Here is an 18,299-nt window from a genome sequence, read left to right on the forward strand (position 1 = left end):
GGAAATGCGATCGACACAGGGTGCGGCACAGCGTTTGATTTGATAAAGCAAACACGGGCGTGACCGGTTGGAAAACACCCCGTCGGTGCAGGAGCGCAGCAAGAAGGCGCGTTGCAGATGGTTGATGGTGTTATTGACCGCCCAGGCCGAGGCAAACGGGCCAAAGCAACTGCCATCCTTGGCGCGCGCGCCGCGATGTTTGACGATGCGCGGATAGTCGTGATCCTCGGTGATCAGGATGTATGGGAAGCTTTTGTCATCGCGCAACAGGATGTTGTAGCGCGGCTTGAGCTTCTTGATCAGGTTGGATTCAAGAAGGAGCGCCTCGGCCTCTGTGTGGGTGGTGATGATTTCCATCCGCACCGTCTGGGCCACCATGCGGGCGATGCGGATCGGCAATTGCATGATGCGGGTATAGGCCACCACGCGTTTCCTGAGGTTCTTGGCCTTGCCGACGTAAAGAACGCGGTCCTTGTCATCGATCATGCGATAGACACCAGCCGAGCCCGGCATGGTTTTCAGCGCATTTTTGATCGCCTCCACCCCGCGTGCTGCCCCGCCGTCGATTTTATCACCATCAAGCGACAAACCGATTTCCCGCCTCGGGGTGTCATCCCCGGTCGGGTTTTCGGAGGAAACAGGTGGCTTCATCAAGGCACTCCACAATCACCAGAATCTGTTGCGGTTCAAGCGAGCTGCAATAGACCCTAAAATACATTCAAAGTTGTGACGGTCGTCACAGGCAGGCGCGCTTTGGAACATAGCTGAAAAGATTAACATCGCAATAGCATCAGGGGGAATCGCCATGCCAAAAAAGATGTCCACCAAGACTGTGGATAACTATGTGGGTAATCGGGGGGTGACTTCCTACACCCCTTGAGAGTCTTAACGTTCTGTGAAGTGCTCAATTATTGAGCAAAACAGTTAAGTTATTGAAATACATCGATAAAAATACTGTCAACCTGAAATCATTCGGTAATAGAGTCGTAAAAATCGAATATTTTCCTTTGATTCACATGCGCCAGATGCTTGTGCATAAGCACAATCGCGATTCGGGCCACAGGAATCAAAGAGTCCCTTGTGATACCGGTTCGAAAAAGTAAATTTTTTGGCGAGAGACGATGCAGATCAGCGCGCGATATTGTGGCGTTCGATTTCTACACCAACCGCTGTGACGTCTTCAAAAACATCAAGCTTTTCAACTCTGACGATCACCTTTTGCACGCGCGGATCGGCAAGGCACATATCGGCGAGTTTTTCCCCAAGGGTTTCCACAAGGTTTGTGTGACCGTCCTGGCAAATGCGGCGCGTGCCGACAACCAGATCTTCGTAGCTGAGCACGGTGGTGATGTCGTCATTCTGAACGCCATCGCCTTCAAGTACTTCCAGATCAAGATTGATTCGAACACGTTGCGGCGCTTCTTTTTCATGTTCATACACCCCGATAGAGGTGTGAATGATCATGTCACGCACGAAGACACGGCGCAGACTGCCTGCCAGATCAGCATGGGGCAGATCGGCAAATGGCAATGTCGTAACTTTGGCATCCTTTTTAAGGCCTGCGGTCATATTCCGGTCTTCCTTGTGCTGCTTTCCTGTGCGGTTTGATCAACAGAACCACACATGTCCGGCCCGATGTCAGGCTGTGATTTCACAGATCACCGCCGGGCATCATTCGACTGGCTTGTCTTCTTCGCCACTGGGCGCCCAATCAAGGTGCTGCCCGCCGTCAAGCGCTAACATTTGCCCGGTGATGGCCGGCGCGGCAAGGAAAAATCGAACCGCGTCGCAAATCTCTTGCGGATTTGTCCCTATTTTCAGGGGCGTTTTGGCACATTGCGCGTCGAAATCTTCCTGTGTTTGTCGGCTACTAGGCAGTGCCGGCCCCGGTCCGATGGCATTCACCCGAATTTTCGGGGCCAAAGCCAGCGAAAGCGTCTGGGTCAGGGTCCAAAGGCCAGCCTTTGACAAGGTATAGGTCATGAAATGCGGTGTCAGATTCCATACACGCTGATCAATCAGGTTCAGGATCGCGCCCTTGCAGTCGTCTGGCAGATGCCGGGCAAATTGCTGCGAAAGGACAAACGGCGCACGCAAATTGGTTTCCATATGCAGATCCCAACTGTCGCGCGTCGCACTGCCGACATCATCAAACTCAAAGGTCGAGGCGTTATTAATCAGAACGCCAATCGGACCAAGCTGTTTGGCGGCATCTGCGACAAGGCGGTGGGTATCTTCTTCGTTGGTGAGATCGGCCGAAACAACACAGGCCCGCCGGCCAAGATCACGTATCTCCGCGGCCAGTGTTTCGGCATCACTTTTCGAACTGTTGCAATGAAGGGCGATATCATACCCCTGCCGTGCCAGATCAAGGCTCAGGGCCCGGCCAATGCGCTTTGCCGCGCCGGTAATCAAAGCCGTCTTTGGAAATTGACCTGTCATTGCTGCCTCGATCCTTACCATATGGTCCCGTCCGGTGACTGACCAGCCGGGAACTGATTGAACTGACTATGCTACGACAAGTTGGAAGACATAGACCAGATAGGCGATCACGAATGCAATGCCGGTGATGCGCGAAATCTTGCGCAAGGCATAAGCCACCAGAAGCAACAGGACCGTAACCGCCAACATGATCCAGATATCGGCATTCATGATCTGTTCAGGCACCGGGATCGGGGCGATCAGCGAAACACCGCCAATAATAACAAGCAGGTTCAAAAGGTTCGATCCAAACACGTTGCCAAGTGCGACATCGGCATGCCCGCGGAAGGCGGCAACAACCGAAGCGGCCAGTTCCGGCAATGAGGTTCCGAATGCGACAAGGGTCAGACCAATAACGGCCTCGGACACGCCAAACTGACGGGCCACGGTTACCCCGCCTTCAACCAACCAGTCCGCACCGAGCATCAAACCGACAATACCGATCAGGGTCGCGATAATCGGTTTGATCCAGCCTTTGGGTTTTTCACCGATTTCATCGACTTCTTCTTCGTGCAGATGGCTGGCATCACTGGGTGAATTCTTGTCATGCTGATAGGTAAAGTACCAGATCGCAGCCAATACACAGAGCATGAGCGCCCCGGCCCAGCGTTCGATCACGCCAAACATGCACAACCCGATGAAAAGCACCGTGCCCAGCAACATGGTGCCACCATCCCGAACAACAGTTACGCGCGCGGCCGCCACAGGCTTAAGCAACGCAACCGCCCCGAGAATAAGCAAAATATTGGCGATGTTGGAACCAACCACGTTGCCCATGGCAATATCGGCCGTGCCTTTGAGTGCGGCATTCAGGGATACGACAAATTCGGGTGCCGACGTGCCGGCCGCCACAATCGTCAAACCGACAATCACCTTGGAAACGCCCAGCAAAAGGGCCAGACCAACCGCACCCCGCACAATAAATTCACCACCCGCCGTCAATAAGACAAGGCCCGCGACGATCTGAAGATAGGGGATAAGCTGTTCCAAAATATATGCTCGTCTGAAAAGCGATTAAACCGGCCCTTGATCGGGCTCGCGGAAGATGGCATTTGGCAGACCGGATGGCAAGCCATCAGAAGATGACATTCTTCACGACCTGGCAACATGTCCCGGACGTCTTATGGCATTTCGCGTTCATGGGGATGCGTACCGTTCTGGTGGAAGTTCTGTGAATTTCGCAATTGCGCTAAATTTACCCACGACTGGCAGGGTTATTTTCGTTATCCTGTTATTCTCGTTATTTTCAGATATTTAAGCCCTGACTACAGGGCCTGAAACCCAGTGACTGTTTGACCGCCTTCCGGATCGTTTTTCGCCATGCATCACAGCGTCCTGTTCGAGCTGTTCCTTATTCTGACTGCCGCAATCATTGCGGTGCCCATCGCTCACAAGCTGCGTGCCAATTCGATCATCGGCTTTCTGATTGGTGGTTTCTTTATCGGCCCGTTTGGCTTTGGCCTGATTAGTGAACGTGAAGACATCTCCACGGTTGCAGAACTTGGCGTTGTTTTTCTGCTGTTCATGATCGGTTTGGAACTGTCGCGCGAACGATTGCGCGTTATTGGCGGGCGGTTTGCCGCACTTGGGCTGTTTCAGATACTTGTCTCGATGCTCGCCCTTCTGGGCCTGATGATCGTTATGGAATTTGCCCTGCCAACCGCGCTGGTCATTGCAGGCGCACTGGCATTGTCATCAACGGCCATCATCCTCAAACAGCTTTCTGATGACCGGCAGCTCAATACCCGGTTCGGGCGCGCGGCCCTTGCCATCCTGCTTTTGCAGGACGTGGCGGTTGGCCCGTTCCTGATCATGGTGCAGGCCGCAGGCGATGCGGGGACTGAAACAAGCCCGTGGATCAGCATCTTGCTTGGTTTCGGGGCGGTTGCCTTGCTGTTGCTGGTCGGGCGTTATTTGTTGCCACGTCTGTTTCGCTATATCGCCTCTCTTAAAAATCCGGAACTGTTTGCCATTGGCACATTGTTTGTCGTTCTGGCGGCCAGCACACTTACCGAAGTGTCCGGGCTTTCCATGGCGCTTGGCGCCTTCATTGCCGGTGTGATGCTGGCCGAAACCGAATTCCGCCATCAGATCGAAGCCGACATTGCGCCGTTCCGTGGTGTGTTCCTGTCGCTGTTCTTCATGTCGGTGGGCATGTCGGTCAATGTCGACGTGGTCTACAACGAATTTGGCACCATCATGATGTGGCTGGTGTTGCTGCTGGTGATCAAGACGGCCGTGCTTTTTGTTCTGGCACGCGCGATCAAGTTTGAAACCGGTTCTGCCATTCGTGTCGCGCTTAGCCTTGCGGCGGGTGGCGAATTTGCCTTTGTGATGTTTGCACTGGCCGCGCAAAACGGGGCGGTGCCACTTGATATTGCGGCGATGCTGATCCCGGTGGTGGCGATTTCGATGGCGCTGACCCCGACCCTGATCAGTCTGGGCCACAAGATCGAGGAAAAGCTGCATCCCAAAGAAGAAGACCAGCTTGGCAGGATTTCCGAGGAATCCGAGGGCATTCATCAGCATGTTCTGGTGATCGGCAGCGGCCGTGTTGGTCGGGTTCTGGCACGGTTGCTCAAAACCCGCAACATCCCGTTCCTTGTCCTTGATAGTGACGCACAGCAGGTTTCGCGGGGGCGGGCAGAAGGCCTTCCGGTTTACTTTGCCGACGGGTCCAGACCGGAAACTTTCCGGGCTGCACATACGGATGAAGCAAAAATTGCGGTTGTTGCCATGGGGAACCCGCATGCCACGGAAAAAACCGTTGCCCTTTTGCGACAACATTACCCGCATCTGAAGATCTTTGCCCGTGCGCAGGACATCACCCATATCGGGCCACTGTCGCGCCATGGCGCGGATGCCGCCATTCCCGAAGTTCTCGAAACCGGCTTGCGGTTATCCGATCATGTTTTGGCCGCCTGCGACGTACCACAAGAAGATATCGATGCGGAAATCGCCAAGTTCCGCCGCGCGGATATGTTGTTGATGAACGAACTGGCCCCGCGCATGCAGCGCAAACAGGCCAGCGGGGATGCCAAGGAAAGCGGCACCAAGGACAGCACCACCAAGGACAAGCCCTGATCATCAACAGGACGAAACAAAAAACCCCCGTTGATACATGCAACGGGGGTTTTTTGATGACGTCGGTCGGGAAAATGACGTTTAGACGGCGGTTTCTGCATCCAGTGCATAACCGGCCGCACGGACGGTGCGGATGATATCGCGCGTACCCTTGACGTCGTTCAACGCCTTGCGCAGGCGGCGTATGTGAACATCAACCGTGCGGGTTTCGACATAGATGTTCGGGCCCCAAACAGCGTTAAGCAGCTGTTCGCGAGAGAAAACACGCCCCGGATGTTCCAGGAAATAGCGCAAAAGACGGAATTCCGTCGGGCCAAGATGGATGGCCTTGCCGTTGCGACTGACACGATGGGCGGCGAGATCCATTTCGATATCGGAATAGATCAACTGCCCTTGTGGTTGCGCCGGACCGGATCGGCGTAGCAAAGCGCGGATGCGGGCCAGCAATTCACCAATGGCAAACGGCTTGGTGACATAGTCATCAGCCCCGGTATCAAGACCGCGGATACGATCACCTTCTTCGCCACGGGCCGTAACCATGATCACCGGCAAATCGCGGCTTTCAGGTTTGCGACGGATCTGGCGGCAGACTTCGATACCCGACATCACCGGCAGCATCCAGTCGAGCAAAACAAGATCGACATGGGTTTCTGCCAGAATTTTCAACGCTTCGTCACCGTCTCCGGCTTCGACAACCTGCATCCCCTCTCGTTCGAGGTTGTAGCGCAACATGGTTACGATTGCAGCCTCGTCCTCGACGATAAGAACCGTTGGGTCCATCTTCCTATGCTCCAGTGTCACTCATTCGGTTCGACGACCGCGAAATTCGCAGCGTCGTTTTTTGGCCGATCAATCCCCGGCAGGTCTTCGCCCTTGATCCGGTAATAGATCGTCTCGGCGATGTTGGTGGCGTGGTCGCCAATACGTTCGATGTTCTTGGCGATGAACAACAGATGGGTCGACGCGGTAATGTTGCGCGGATCTTCCATCATGTAGGTCAGCAATTCGCGGAACAGCGAATTGTACATGTCGTCCACTTCCTGATCGCGTTCCCAAACCCGGTGGGCCTTTTCAGCGTCGCTTTCGATATAGGCGTCCAGAACATCCTTGATGATTTCCTGGGCCAGCTTGGCCATGTTCGGGATCGCCTGAACCGGGCGGATCGGCGGGATCTGGTTCAGAACCTGTGCGCGTTTGGCGATGTTCTTTGCCAAATCACCGATGCGTTCAAGATCGTTTGACAGCTTAAGGGCCGTAACGACCTGACGCAGGTCATCTGCCATCGGCTGACGCAGGGCCAGAAGACGGACGGCAAAGTCCTGTACTTCCTGTTCAAGAACGTCGATGCGCTGATCGGACAGGATGACTTTCTCGGCCAACTCGGAATCGCGTTTAACGATGGAACGGATCGACGAAATAAGCTGGCTTTCGGCAAGCCCGCCCATCTGCGAAATGATGTTGTTCAGACGGGTCAGTTCCTCGTCGAACGAACTTACGATATGGGTATGATCTTCAGCCATTTATGCGTACTCCTGGTGTCGCTTAACCGAAGCGGCCGGTAATGTAACCCTTGGTGCGTTCGTCCTTCGGGTTGGTAAAGATTTGATCGGTTTCGCCAACTTCAACCAGCTTGCCAAGGTGGAAGAACGCGGTGCGCTGCGACACACGGGCGGCCTGCTGCATGGAGTGGGTGACGATCACAATCGTGTAGTTCGAACGCAACTCATCGATCAGTTCCTCGACCTTGGCGGTCGCAATCGGATCAAGTGCCGAGCACGGCTCATCCATCAGGATGACTTCCGGGCTGACGGCCACCGCACGCGCAATGCAAAGACGCTGCTGCTGACCACCGGAAAGACCAGTTGCAGGCGACTGCAGGCGGTCTTTGACTTCCTTGAGAAGACCGGCACGTTCAAGCGAGGTCATGACGATTTCGTCAAGTTCATCGCGCGAATTGACCAAGCCATGAATACGCGGGCCATAGGCCACATTGTCATAGATGGTTTTCGGGAACGGGTTCGGTTTCTGGAACACCATACCGATGCGCGCGCGCAGCTGAACCACGTCAATGCGCTTGTCATAGATATCGCGACCATCAAGGGTGACTTCACCCTTGAGGGTGACACCGTCAATCGTGTCATTCATCCGGTTCAGGCAGCGCAGGAAGGTGGATTTACCACAGCCCGACGGGCCGATCAGCGCGGTCACCTGCTGTTCGGCGATATCAAGGTTGACCTCATAAAGGGCCTGATTATCGCTATAGAAAAGATCAAGGTTACGCGCGGTCATTTTCGGTTTTTCGACCGACGGCTCTGCCGTCATTGCGCTCTGGGATACAGCAGCCATTTTACCACTTCCGTTCAAATTTTTTGCGCAGATACACAGCCAGTCCATTCATCAGGACAAGGAAGGCCAGCAACACCATAATCGCAGCCGAGGTTTTCTCGACAAAGGCACGTTCCGGGCTGTCTGCCCACAGATAGATCTGCACCGGCAGAACCGTTGCCGGGTCAAGAGCCCCGCCCGGGATATCGACAATAAAGGCCACCATACCGATCATCAGAAGCGGTGCGGTTTCGCCCAGTGCCTGCGCCATGCCAATAATCGTGCCGGTCAGAATGCCCGGCATGGCAAGCGGCAAGACATGATGGGTCACAGTCTGAACCGGTGATGCGCCAAGACCAAGTGCTGCCTGCCGGATCGACGGCGGCACCGCCTTGATGGCTGCACGCGAGGCAATGATGATGGTTGGCAAGGTCATGAGTGCGAGCGTCAGACCACCGACAACCGGGGCCGAACGCGGCAAATGCATGACATTAAGGTAAACCTCAAGACCGAGCAGACCAAACACGATGGACGGTACGGCCGCCAGGTTGTTGATATTGACCTCGACAATCTGGGTGAAGCGGTTTTTCGGTGCGAACTCTTCGAGATAGACCGCAGCCAGAACGCCAATCGGGAAGGACAGCGCCAGCGTCACCAGCAGGGTATAGAACGACCCAACAGCCGCCCCCCAAATCCCGGCAAGTTCCGGTTCGCGGGAATCCCCACTGGTAAAGAAGCGGGTGTGGAACTGTTTTTCCACCGCACCGGCTTCGACCAGCTGGTTATACCAGCTTACTTCCTGATCATTGAGGCGACGGTCGCCTTCATCGACGGTGGGATCAATATAGCCCTTGTTGAGCATATCGAAATCGTCACCCGAGATCAGCCAGATGGTGCGCGTTTGGCCAATCAGGCTCGGATTTTCGAGAACCCGTTCGCGCAGGTCATAAGATGCACCACCTGAAACGATGCCATAAAGGTTTCGCTTTTCACTGCGCGAGGTCACATCCGGGAAACGTTCCCGCAAGGCCTGTTTGATGAGGCCATCAAAGTTCGCACGACCAATCACGTCCGGATCACCGGTCCCTTCGGGATCAATGACCGCCGGATCAAAGGTAATTTCGAGCTGGACATAGGTCTGGTAAAAGGCGCTGTAGCCTTTTGATCCAATCGAAAACACCAGAACGAACAGGGCCAGAAGCGCGATACCAATCGCAACCAGGCCATACATTTTAAAGCGGCGTTCAGCGGCGTAACGTTTTTTGATTTGACGCGCAATCTTCGGACTATCCCAGTCAACCGGCTTACGCAGATTGTCAGAGATCACCTTGGCCGCAGCTCTGTCTTCCATAAGAGATGCCATATCAGTCATATTTCTCGCGATACTTCTGAACAACCTTAAGGGCAAATACGTTCAAGCCCAAGGTGACAAGGAAAAGAACCAGCCCCAACGCAAAGGCCGAAAGGGTTTTTGCACTGTCAAACTCCTGATCCCCGACCAGAAGGGTCACGATCTGCACGGTAACGGTCGTAACAGCCTGAAGCGGGTTTGCCGTCATGTTTGCGGCAAGACCAGCCGCCATCACCACAATCATGGTTTCACCAATCGCACGGGACACTGCCAGCAGAACCGCACCGACAATACCCGGAAGTGCGGCCGGGAAAATCACATTGCGGATGGTTTCGGATTTGGTTGCGCCCAAGCCGTAAGAACCATCGCGCAGGGATTTCGGCACCTGCGACATGACGTCATCAGACAGTGACGAAACAAACGGAATGATCATCACACCCATGACAAGACCAGCCGCCAGCGCACTTTCGGAGCTGACATCAAGACCAAGGATCGCGCCATTATCACGCAGGAACGGAGCCACGGTCAGCGCAGCAAAGAAGCCATAAACAACCGTCGGCACACCCGCCAGAATTTCAAGTGCAGGCTTGGCCACCGCGCGGAATTTCGGCGATGCATATTCGCCCATGTAGATTGCCGAAAACAGGCCGATCGGAACGGCCACGCACATGGCAATCAGGGTAATCAGTAGCGTGCCGACAAAGAGCGGGATCGCACCAAAGGCACCCTCGGAGGCAACCTGATCGGCACGAATGGCAGTTTGCGGGCTCCATTCCAGACCAAACAGGAACTCAAGCGGGTTGATCTTGGTAAAGAAGTGTAGTGCTTCGAACAGTAGCGAAAAGACAATGCCGACGGTCGACAGGATCGCAATCGCCGAGCAGGCAATCATCACATAGCGCGCGATGCGTTCGATATTGTTGCGCGCGCGCATGTCTGCGGTGATTTTGCGATATGACAGCGACAAGCCAAGCACAGCGCCGCTCAGCATCACGACGACAAGGGCGGCATTGGCAATCGTCTGAATGTTGGCAAGACGGCGACCGGCATCAACAATTTCCGGTTCGACCGTCAGATGCTGACCATTTCCGTCAGCAATCAGTGAAATAGAGTTAAGCGCAAGCGACAGGCGACCGGAGTCACTGACAATTTCCTGTGGCAGATCTGAAACGATCAGGGCTTCGATCACTGATCCCTGAAAACAATACCAGATCAAAAGCAAAAACAGCGCGGGAAGCCCGCACCAGGCTGCTGTATAGGCCCCGTAGTGAACCGGCAAGGAATGAAGATTGCTGTGTCGGCCGCCCGAGAGCGCTACGGCCCGCTGGCGTCCAAAATAAAAGGACAGCGCGCAAAGTGCGGCAACCGCGAGCAACAGGAAAGACAGGGACATTATATTAGATCCGTTCGCCAGATGAGCCTGCAAAGGTCAGTTCGTGAGGCCAATAGGACAGAAACTATAAACAAATCAAGTCAGGATATAAAGAAACCGGTGGCAGCGCACGCCGCCACCGGTTGAAAGATCGCGTTACATGCTCAGCGGCGAAAGGTTCATCGCTGCGTTGCGTACGGCTTCACGCTCTGCTGCATCCATCGGGATGAGACCGCGGTCAGCAAGGTAACCTTCGTCACCCCAAGCTTTGTCGGCGGTGAATTCAGCCAAGTATTCCTTGATGCCCGGGATGGTGCCAACGTGCGCGTTCTTCACGTAGAAGTACAGCGAACGGGAAACCGGGTAATCACCAGCAGAGATTGCTTCGAAGGTCGGAGCAACACCGGCGATCATGGAGCCCTGGAGCTTGTCGCCGTTCTGGTCAAGGAAGGAGAAGCCGAAGATGCCAAGGGCATCGTGGTTTGCTTCAAGCTTCTGAACGATCAGGTTGTCGTTCTCGCCTGCTTCAACATAACCACCGTCTTCACGAACGCCAGCGCAGACAGCTTTGAACTGGTCTTTGTTGGTTTCTTCAAGAGCGGCGATAACCGGGAACTCTTCGCAAGCTTCTTCGAGTACCAGCTCGGTGAAGGCATCACGAGTACCGGAGGTCGGCGGCGGGCCGAGAACTTCGATTTTAACGTCCGGCAGGCTCGGATCGATTTCCGACCAGGTGGTGTAGAAGTTGTCTACGAGCGACTTGCCGTCTTTGGACGGAACGGTTTTTGCCAGAGCAAGGAAGATCTGCTCTTTGGTCAGGTCAAGCTGCGGGGCCGCGTTGGAGTTCGACAGAACAATGCCGTCGTAACCAACTTTAACTTCGGTAACTTCCGAAATGCCGTTTGCAGCGCATTTTTCAACTTCGGACTTCTTGATGCGACGCGAAGCGTTGGTGATGTCCGGGTGCTGTTCGCCAACACCGGCACAGAACAGCTTCAGACCACCGCCAGAACCGGTCGATTCAATAACCGGCGTCTTGAAAGAGGTGGTTTTACCGAATTCTTCTGCAACCGCGGTTGCAAACGGGAAGACGGTGGACGAACCAACGATACGAATCTGGTCGCGTGCTTCGGCAGCGCCAGCAAAGGCAACGCTCATCAGCGCCGCAACAGCAAGAGTCTTCTTCATCATAAATTCCCCAATGGTTGTTCCACTTCGGAACGGTGCAACGATCTGCGAGGCGGACTCTAACGCTGGGTGCTTACGGTATTGTGTCGCTTTTGTTAACGTTATGTGACAACGTATCAGAGCGGTAAAAACAGACACAAAATTCATTGTAAATCAAAGCCTTAACGTTAACCAACGTGCGCTTGAAAATACCGGATTTTCGTTCCAACACGGCAAAACACACATTGTTTGCGACAGGCTGTAACAAAAACTGTCACATTTCCCGCAACCATGGCTCGGGGCACGGGTTTTGGCGCTGAATTGGGAGCAATTGCCAGCAAGTCCTTTACATGGCGCCATTTCCACGCAACTGTTGGGCATAAGGGATACATACTTGCCGCGCGCGTGCGCAGCCAAAACAGGAGCAAAACATGAGCAACGCCTCACTCGATGAGATTCAGGAACTGATCCAGAAGTTGTCTGGTGAACTCGGAGATATGTCAGAGGCCGCTTCGCGCCATATTGATGATCTGCATATCGCGGTGAACAACGTGGCATCGCATGTTCTGGCCATTGAGGCGGTCCTGTCGCTGGTCGCAAAGAAAGTCGATATCGACGAAGCCGAAGCCCTTAAATGGATTCGTGACAAAACAGCTGCCTATGCCGAAGACGCCAGCGAAAGTTCCGCTGCCGAAGGCATTGCGCAAAGCCTGCTTGGCAAGGAAGAAGAATAAACGACCATCCCCGTCATCCGAACGTGGTGGTCAGAATTCAAAAGGACGGCAGAGGGTTTTTCCACTGCCGTCCTTTGTGTTTGTTGATCCTGAAGTACCGGGCCTAACCGGCAAGCTCGCCCACGGGCATCCGGTCGCGCAGTTTTTCCGGTACCGGGCCGCCCGCCGCCCAATCAAGCAATTGCACAGTGTGCAGAACCTTGAGGTCGTCGGTTTCGATCTGCACCATGCAGCCGATATTACCGGTGGCGACCAGATCAGGCTGGGTCGCACGGATATTGCCGCGTTTGCGCTCCTGAAGCTGGCCTGCGATTTCGGGCTGCAACAGGTTATAGACCCCGGCAGAACCACAGCACAGATGGCCTTCGGCAATTTCGGCAACTTCAAAACCGGCCTGTTTAAGAAGATCGCGTGGCGGACGGGTGATCTTCTGGCCATGCTGCATCGAGCACGCCGAATGATAGGCAACACGCGGGTTCCCGTGGCTGGCACCAGCAAAGACCGTGTCATCAATATCAAGGCTTGCCAGATATTCGGTAATATCCTTGGCAAGGGCCGAGACCGTGGCCGCCTTATCGGCATAGGCCGGTTCATGGCGTAGCATATGGCCGTAATCCTTGATCGTGGTGCCACAGCCCGATGCGGTAATCACGACTGCATCAAGCCCCTCGCCCTCAAGCTCATTGGTCCAGGCATCAATATTGCCCTTGGCCTGGGCATGCGATTGTTCTTCCTTGCCCATGTGATGGACAAGCGATCCGCAACAACCAGCGCCCTTGGCAACCACCACCTCGATCCCAAGACGGGTGAGCAGACGAACCGTCGATTCGTTGATTTCGGTTTCAAGCACCTGCTGCGCACAGCCAATCAGAATGGCAACGCGGCCTTTCCGTTCGCCAATCGCCGGGATCACCTGTGGTTTATCAACCCAGCTTGGCGGTGGCATATGACGTGCACCCATCTTGACCATGCCCTTGAGCCGACCGGGCATCAAACGTGCGAAGGGTGCGGCAAATTTCGCCCCGATCAGCGACATCCGAAACAGGGTCGGGTTGGGCACAACAATCGACAGCAGCTTGCGCAACAAGCGATCACCCAGCGGGCGCTCATAGTTTTCTTCGATATGGGCGCGCGCATTGTCGATCAGGTGCATGTAATCAACACCGGACGGACATGTGGTTGTACAGGAAAGACATGACAGGCAGCGATCAAGATGTTTGACCACCTTTTCGGTTGCCGGTTTGTCGTTTTCCAACATGTCCTTGATCAGGTAAATGCGGCCACGCGGGCTATCAAGCTCATCACCCAGGGTCACAAATGTCGGGCAGGTCGCGGTACAGAAACCGCAATGCACACATTTGCGCAGGATCTGTTCACTTTCGGCAATCGCCGGATTTTCAAGCTGGGCTGGGGTGAAGTTGGTTTGCATTACACGCCCTCCCCGTTCTGTGAAACGGGTGCTATGCGCCCCGGATTAAGGATGCCATGCGGATCGAAGTTTTCCTTGATCCGGGCATTGATGCGCGCAAGAGCCGGGTTTTCAGGTTGGAAGACTGCGATGCTTTGGCGCATATCGTCTGGTGCACGGACCAGATCGGCCTGCCCGCCCGCCGACGTCACCACATCGCGGATCGTACCGGCCATGCCATCGGGCGCATCAGAACCGGAAAGCTGCAACCAGACCCGGCCACCAGCCCAATCCATCATCGTGCGTCCGCCGGTTTTTTCCATCAGGTCTGCACAGATATCCCCGCCGCTTGCCGGGGGAACCGACACGCGCCAAAGAATACTGCCTGCGTTTTCAGATGCAGCAAACGGAACCACATCGGCAACAACACGCCAGATATTATGGCTGTGACTTTCCGGGACTTCGTGACATTCGCCAAAATCGGCCAATGCACGACACAACGCATCGGCCCGCCAGGCAACAGAGGGATGGGGTCCTTCGATCCGCAACGCCACAAGGCCACTGCCATATTCACCAGCAAGCGGCACATCAAGGTGCGGCGCGTCTTCGGGCGCGATCCAGGCGGCGGCCGAAACTTCGTTTTCACTGCGCATGGCCAGTGTCATGGCCTTGCCAGCAGCCCGCGGGTCACTGCACGCAACAATCACAGTGGCCGATGTCTCATCATTAGGCATGACCTTAAGCGTCACGGTATGCATGACGCCAAGGGTGCCAAACGAGCCAGACATCAGTTTCGAAAGATCAAACCCGGTAACGTTTTTCATCACCCGACCGCCGGATTTAAAGTCCTCTGCCCGGCCAGAAACGGCTTCGAAGCCAAGAACATGATCCCGTGCAGAGCCGACCTTGATCCGGCGCGGTCCACCAAGGTTACAGGCCACCAGTCCGCCGATGGTTCCAGCATTCGAGCCGCTTGCGCCATCAAGCAGGGCAGGAAAATTGCCCGGCTCGAAATGGAATTGCTGGTTCTTTTCGGCAAGGGCGGCCTTAATGTCGGAAAGAGGTGTTCCGGCGCGTGCGGAAATCACCAGTTCTTCGGGCTGATAAAACAGAATGCCCGACAGTTTGGAGCAGTCCAGCACCGCATTGGTCTGAACGCTGTGCCCATAGGCGCGTTTGCTGCCTGATCCGATGATTTCAAGCGGGGTCTCTGATCCAAGCGCCCAACCGACTGCGTCGCGCAGCTGATCCGGCGTGGTGGGGGAAAGTACGTCCACCATAACTCTCTCTTTTCCTCTCCTGAGCCTGATCAATCGGATTTGCGGGAGCCGATTGGCAGGCCTTTGTTTTGTCTTCTTTGGGTCTTGTCCGAATACGTTTAGAAACGCGGGATGTCCGGGAATTTGTCGGCCACCGCCTTGGCATGCAGGGTTTTGAGCTCCCCACAGCCATGCAAGGTCGGGAATACCTTGCCGGGGTTGAGCAACTGGTCCTCGTCAAAGGCCATCTTGATGCGTTCCTGATGCTTCATGTCATCACTTGTGAACATCTCGCCCATCAGGTCACGCTTTTCGACGCCGATGCCATGTTCACCTGACAAGACACCACCGACTTCAACACAGAGCTTGAGGATATCGGCCCCGAACGCCTCGGCCTTTTCAAGGTCGCCCGGTTTGTTGGCATCAAACATGATCAGCGGATGCAAATTGCCATCCCCGGCATGGAAGACATTGGCAACACCAAGCCCATGCTGTTTGGACAGATCCTGCATCCCGGTCAGGACTTCGGACAGGCGGCCACGCGGAATGGTGCCATCCATGCACATGTAATCCGGTGAAATGCGGCCAATCGCCGGGAAGGCATTTTTGCGGCCCGACCAGAACAGCAGGCGTTCTTCCTCGCTTTCGGAAATGCGCGAATAAACCGCCCCGCAATCCTTGGCGATCTTGCCGACCCGATCAATCAGGTAATCGACTTCGACCTGCGGACCATCAAGTTCGACCAGAAGAAGCGCCTCGACATCAAGCGGGTAGCCCGCCTGAACGAATTCCTCAGTCGCCTTGATTGCCGGGGCATCCATCATTTCAAGACCACCCGGAATGATCCCGGCTGCGATGATGGCGGCAACGCAGTTCCCGCCTTCTTCAGATGAATTAAAGCCCAGCAGAAGCGCCCGTGCGGTTTCGGGTTTGCGCAGGATGCGAACGGTTACCTCGGTCACGATACCAAGCAACCCTTCGGACCCGGTAACGATGCCAAGCAGGTCATAGCCCGCCTGATCAAGGCCCTTGCCGCCGATGCGCAGAATGTCACCTTCGATGGTGACCATTTCGACACCCAACACATTGTTGGTGGTAAGCCCGTATTTCAGGCAATGCACCCCGCCGGAATTTTCGGCGATGTTCCCCCCGATGGAGCACGCGATCTGGCTTGAGGGATCGGGGGCGTAATAGAAACCTTCGTGTTCGACCGCGCGCGTGATGCCAAGGTTGGTGACACCGGGCTGCACGACGGCAGCCCGGTTGTCCCAGTCGATATCAAGCACGCGATTGAATTTCATCATACTAATGGTAATCGCATCGGCCATCGGCAACGCCCCACCGGACAAACCGGTACCGGCACCGCGCGGAACGACACGGATCTTATTTGTATGACAATATTTCAGGATGGCTGCGACCTGCGCGGTATTTTCCGGCAGGACAACGATCATCGGCAATTGCCGATAAGCCATCAACCCGTCGCATTCATAGGGCCTGAGCTGATCATCATCGACAATAACCCCGCCCGGTGTCGGGATGATGTCCCGCATGGCCGCGATAATGTCCTTGCGACGTGCAAGAGTGTTCTGATCAGGCTCAGGCATCCTAAGCATCGGTTGTTTACTCCGTCAATTCGACCAGCAAGTCCTTGCTGTCGACCTGTGTACCGGCAGGAGCGTGGATTTTCGCCACGGTGCCGTCCTTTTCCGCGTGAACCGCGGTCTCCATTTTCATCGCCTCAAGCGAGCACATGACATCGCCCGCCTTGACCTTCTGGCCTTCGGAAACGTGAACTTCGACCACAAGGCCCGGCATCGGAGCGGGAACATGCAAGCCATTGCCGTCTTCGGCCTTTGGTTTTGCCTTGCCCGACGCTGCCAGAGTCTTATCGGCGACCTTTACCGTGCGCGGCTGACCGTTCAGTTCGAAGAACACGGTACGGTTGCCTTCCTCGTCACCCGCTTCCGAGGTTGTCAGATAGCGGATGACAAGGGTCTTGCCCTTTTCCAGATCGACCGAAATTTCATCGTTCTGGTTCATCCCATAGAAGAAGACCGGGGTTGGCAGAACCGAAACGTCGGCGTTGTGGCTGCGATGTTCGGCGTAATCAAGGAACACCTTGGGATACATCACATAGGATGCAACCTCGGCATCGCTGATATTGCGATGGGTCTTTTTCTCGATTTCCTTGCGGGTGGCTTCGAAATCAATCGGCGGCAATGACTTGCCCGGACGATCTGTCAGGGCTTCGCCACCTTTGAGCACCTTGCGCTGCAGGGCGGGCGGGAAACCGCCGACCGGCTGACCGATTTCACCACGGAAGAAGGAAATAACACTGTCCGGGAAGGCGATGTCCTTTTTGGGATCAAGAATGTCTTCCTCAGACAAACCGGACGTCACCATCATCAGCGCCATATCACCAACGACCTTGGAGCTTGGCGTGACCTTGACGACATCGCCAAACATCTTGTTGACCGCAGCATAGGCCTTGGACACTTCGGGCCAGCGATCCTCGATCCCGAGGGCCCGGGCCTGCTGACGCAGGTTGGTGTACTGGCCACCCGGCATTTCATGGACATAAACGTCCGATGTGCCGCTGCGAATGTCGCTTTCGAAACCGGCATAGTAACGGCGGACCTGTTCCCAATAGGTCGAGACTTCCTTGAGCGCCTCGGTCTTAAGGCCCGGATCGCGCGGCTGACCGATATAGTTGTTGGCGATCGAGCCCAGATTTGGCTGGGATGTCAGACCCGACATGGAATCCATGGCCGCATCGACCGCATCAACACCGGCATCAATCGCGGCAATCACGGTTGCCGCCGAGATACCGCTGGTATCGTGGGTGTGGAAGTGGATCGGGATATTGACCGTGTCCTTGAGTGCGGTCACCAGTTCGGTCGCGGCCGCCGGACGCAAGACACCCGCCATATCCTTAAGACCGAGAATATGGGCACCGGCAGCTTCAAGTTCGCGGGCCATATTCACATAGTAATCAAGGTTATATTTCGGGCGGTCCTTGTCATAGATATCGCCGGTGTAACAGATGGTCGCTTCGCAGAGCTTGTCGGTTTTAAGAACCGATTCCATCGCGACCTTCATGTTTTCAACCCAGTTGAGG

Annotated in this window: 16 protein-coding genes; 2 read left to right on the plus strand and 14 right to left on the minus strand. The window is 55.2% G+C overall.

Translation table 11 applies throughout. The features are described 5' to 3' along the window. The 4 genes from B2R48_RS18415 to B2R48_RS18430 form a co-directional block, all read right to left on the minus strand. On the minus strand, positions 1-651 hold a 651-nt coding region (locus B2R48_RS18415), incomplete at its 3' end, for a GIY-YIG nuclease family protein (RefSeq protein ID WP_297003321.1). A gap of 477 nt (positions 652-1,128) precedes the next feature. Beyond that, positions 1,129-1,569: a dihydroneopterin aldolase gene (gene folB, locus B2R48_RS18420; protein ID WP_084272102.1), complete on the minus strand. Its 441-nt coding sequence runs from the start codon at positions 1,567-1,569 to the stop codon at positions 1,129-1,131. 102 nt (positions 1,570-1,671) lie between these two features. After that, a complete protein-coding gene (locus tag B2R48_RS18425) occupies positions 1,672-2,442 on the minus strand; it encodes an SDR family oxidoreductase (protein WP_297003324.1) in 771 nt (256 codons plus the stop codon). Positions 2,443-2,508: 66 nt separating this feature from the next. Further along, positions 2,509-3,471: a calcium/sodium antiporter gene (locus tag B2R48_RS18430; RefSeq protein ID WP_297003326.1), complete on the minus strand. Its 963-nt coding sequence runs from the start codon at positions 3,469-3,471 to the stop codon at positions 2,509-2,511. 330 nt (positions 3,472-3,801) lie between these two features. Here B2R48_RS18430 and B2R48_RS18435 point away from each other — a divergent pair, with 330 nt between their 5' ends. Beyond that, a complete protein-coding gene (locus B2R48_RS18435; RefSeq protein ID WP_297003327.1) occupies positions 3,802-5,565 on the plus strand; it encodes a cation:proton antiporter in 1,764 nt (587 codons plus the stop codon). 81 nt (positions 5,566-5,646) lie between these two features. Here the strand turns inward: B2R48_RS18435 and phoB are convergent, their stop codons facing one another. The 6 genes from phoB to B2R48_RS18465 all read right to left on the minus strand — a co-directional run bounded on the left by phoB (position 5,647) and on the right by B2R48_RS18465 (position 11,804). After that, entirely contained in the window at positions 5,647-6,345 is a 699-nt protein-coding gene (gene phoB, locus B2R48_RS18440; RefSeq protein ID WP_062956714.1) for a phosphate regulon transcriptional regulator PhoB, read from the minus strand. Positions 6,346-6,362: 17 nt separating this feature from the next. Continuing rightward, positions 6,363-7,085, minus strand: coding sequence for a phosphate signaling complex protein PhoU (gene phoU / locus B2R48_RS18445; RefSeq protein WP_062956715.1), 723 nt, complete (start codon positions 7,083-7,085; stop codon positions 6,363-6,365). Positions 7,086-7,107: 22 nt separating this feature from the next. Next, positions 7,108-7,911, minus strand: coding sequence for a phosphate ABC transporter ATP-binding protein PstB (gene pstB / locus B2R48_RS18450; RefSeq protein ID WP_084272103.1), 804 nt, complete (start codon positions 7,909-7,911; stop codon positions 7,108-7,110). A gap of 1 nt (position 7,912) precedes the next feature. Then, complete coding sequence (gene pstA, locus B2R48_RS18455; protein ID WP_213473547.1) at positions 7,913-9,262, minus strand: phosphate ABC transporter permease PstA; 1,350 nt, start codon at positions 9,260-9,262, stop codon at positions 7,913-7,915. Further along, positions 9,255-10,634 (minus strand): phosphate ABC transporter permease subunit PstC, encoded by a 1,380-nt coding sequence (gene pstC / locus B2R48_RS18460; protein WP_062956717.1) that lies wholly within the window; start codon positions 10,632-10,634, stop codon positions 9,255-9,257. Before pstC ends, pstA begins: the two co-directional genes overlap by 8 nt. A gap of 135 nt (positions 10,635-10,769) precedes the next feature. Next, on the minus strand, positions 10,770-11,804 hold the full coding sequence (locus B2R48_RS18465) for a PstS family phosphate ABC transporter substrate-binding protein (RefSeq protein WP_213473546.1): 1,035 nt from the start codon (positions 11,802-11,804) through the stop codon (positions 10,770-10,772). 407 nt (positions 11,805-12,211) lie between these two features. On the opposite strand from B2R48_RS18465, the gene B2R48_RS18470 reads away from it, so the two are divergent. Then, positions 12,212-12,514: a hypothetical protein gene (locus B2R48_RS18470; protein WP_062956719.1), complete on the plus strand. Its 303-nt coding sequence runs from the start codon at positions 12,212-12,214 to the stop codon at positions 12,512-12,514. A 103-nt stretch (positions 12,515-12,617) separates the two neighbouring features. Here B2R48_RS18470 and glcF read toward each other — a convergent pair whose 3' ends face one another. The 4 genes from glcF to B2R48_RS18490 all read right to left on the minus strand — a co-directional run. Continuing rightward, positions 12,618-13,943, minus strand: a complete 1,326-nt coding sequence (gene glcF / locus B2R48_RS18475) for a glycolate oxidase subunit GlcF (RefSeq protein WP_297003332.1) — start codon at positions 13,941-13,943, stop codon at positions 12,618-12,620. Further along, entirely contained in the window at positions 13,943-15,202 is a 1,260-nt protein-coding gene (glcE, locus tag B2R48_RS18480) for a glycolate oxidase subunit GlcE (protein ID WP_297003334.1), read from the minus strand. The genes glcF and glcE overlap by 1 nt, the downstream gene beginning before the upstream one ends. Positions 15,203-15,300: 98 nt before the next feature. After that, positions 15,301-16,785, minus strand: a complete 1,485-nt coding sequence (locus B2R48_RS18485) for an FAD-linked oxidase C-terminal domain-containing protein (protein ID WP_297003336.1) — start codon at positions 16,783-16,785, stop codon at positions 15,301-15,303. Positions 16,786-16,801: 16 nt separating this feature from the next. Then, on the minus strand, positions 16,802-18,299 hold a 1,498-nt coding region (locus B2R48_RS18490; protein WP_297003338.1), incomplete at its 5' end, for a biotin/lipoyl-containing protein.

The sequence above is a fragment of the Thalassospira sp. UBA848 genome, from assembly GCF_002295455.1.
GTDB lineage: Bacteria > Pseudomonadota > Alphaproteobacteria > Rhodospirillales > Thalassospiraceae > Thalassospira.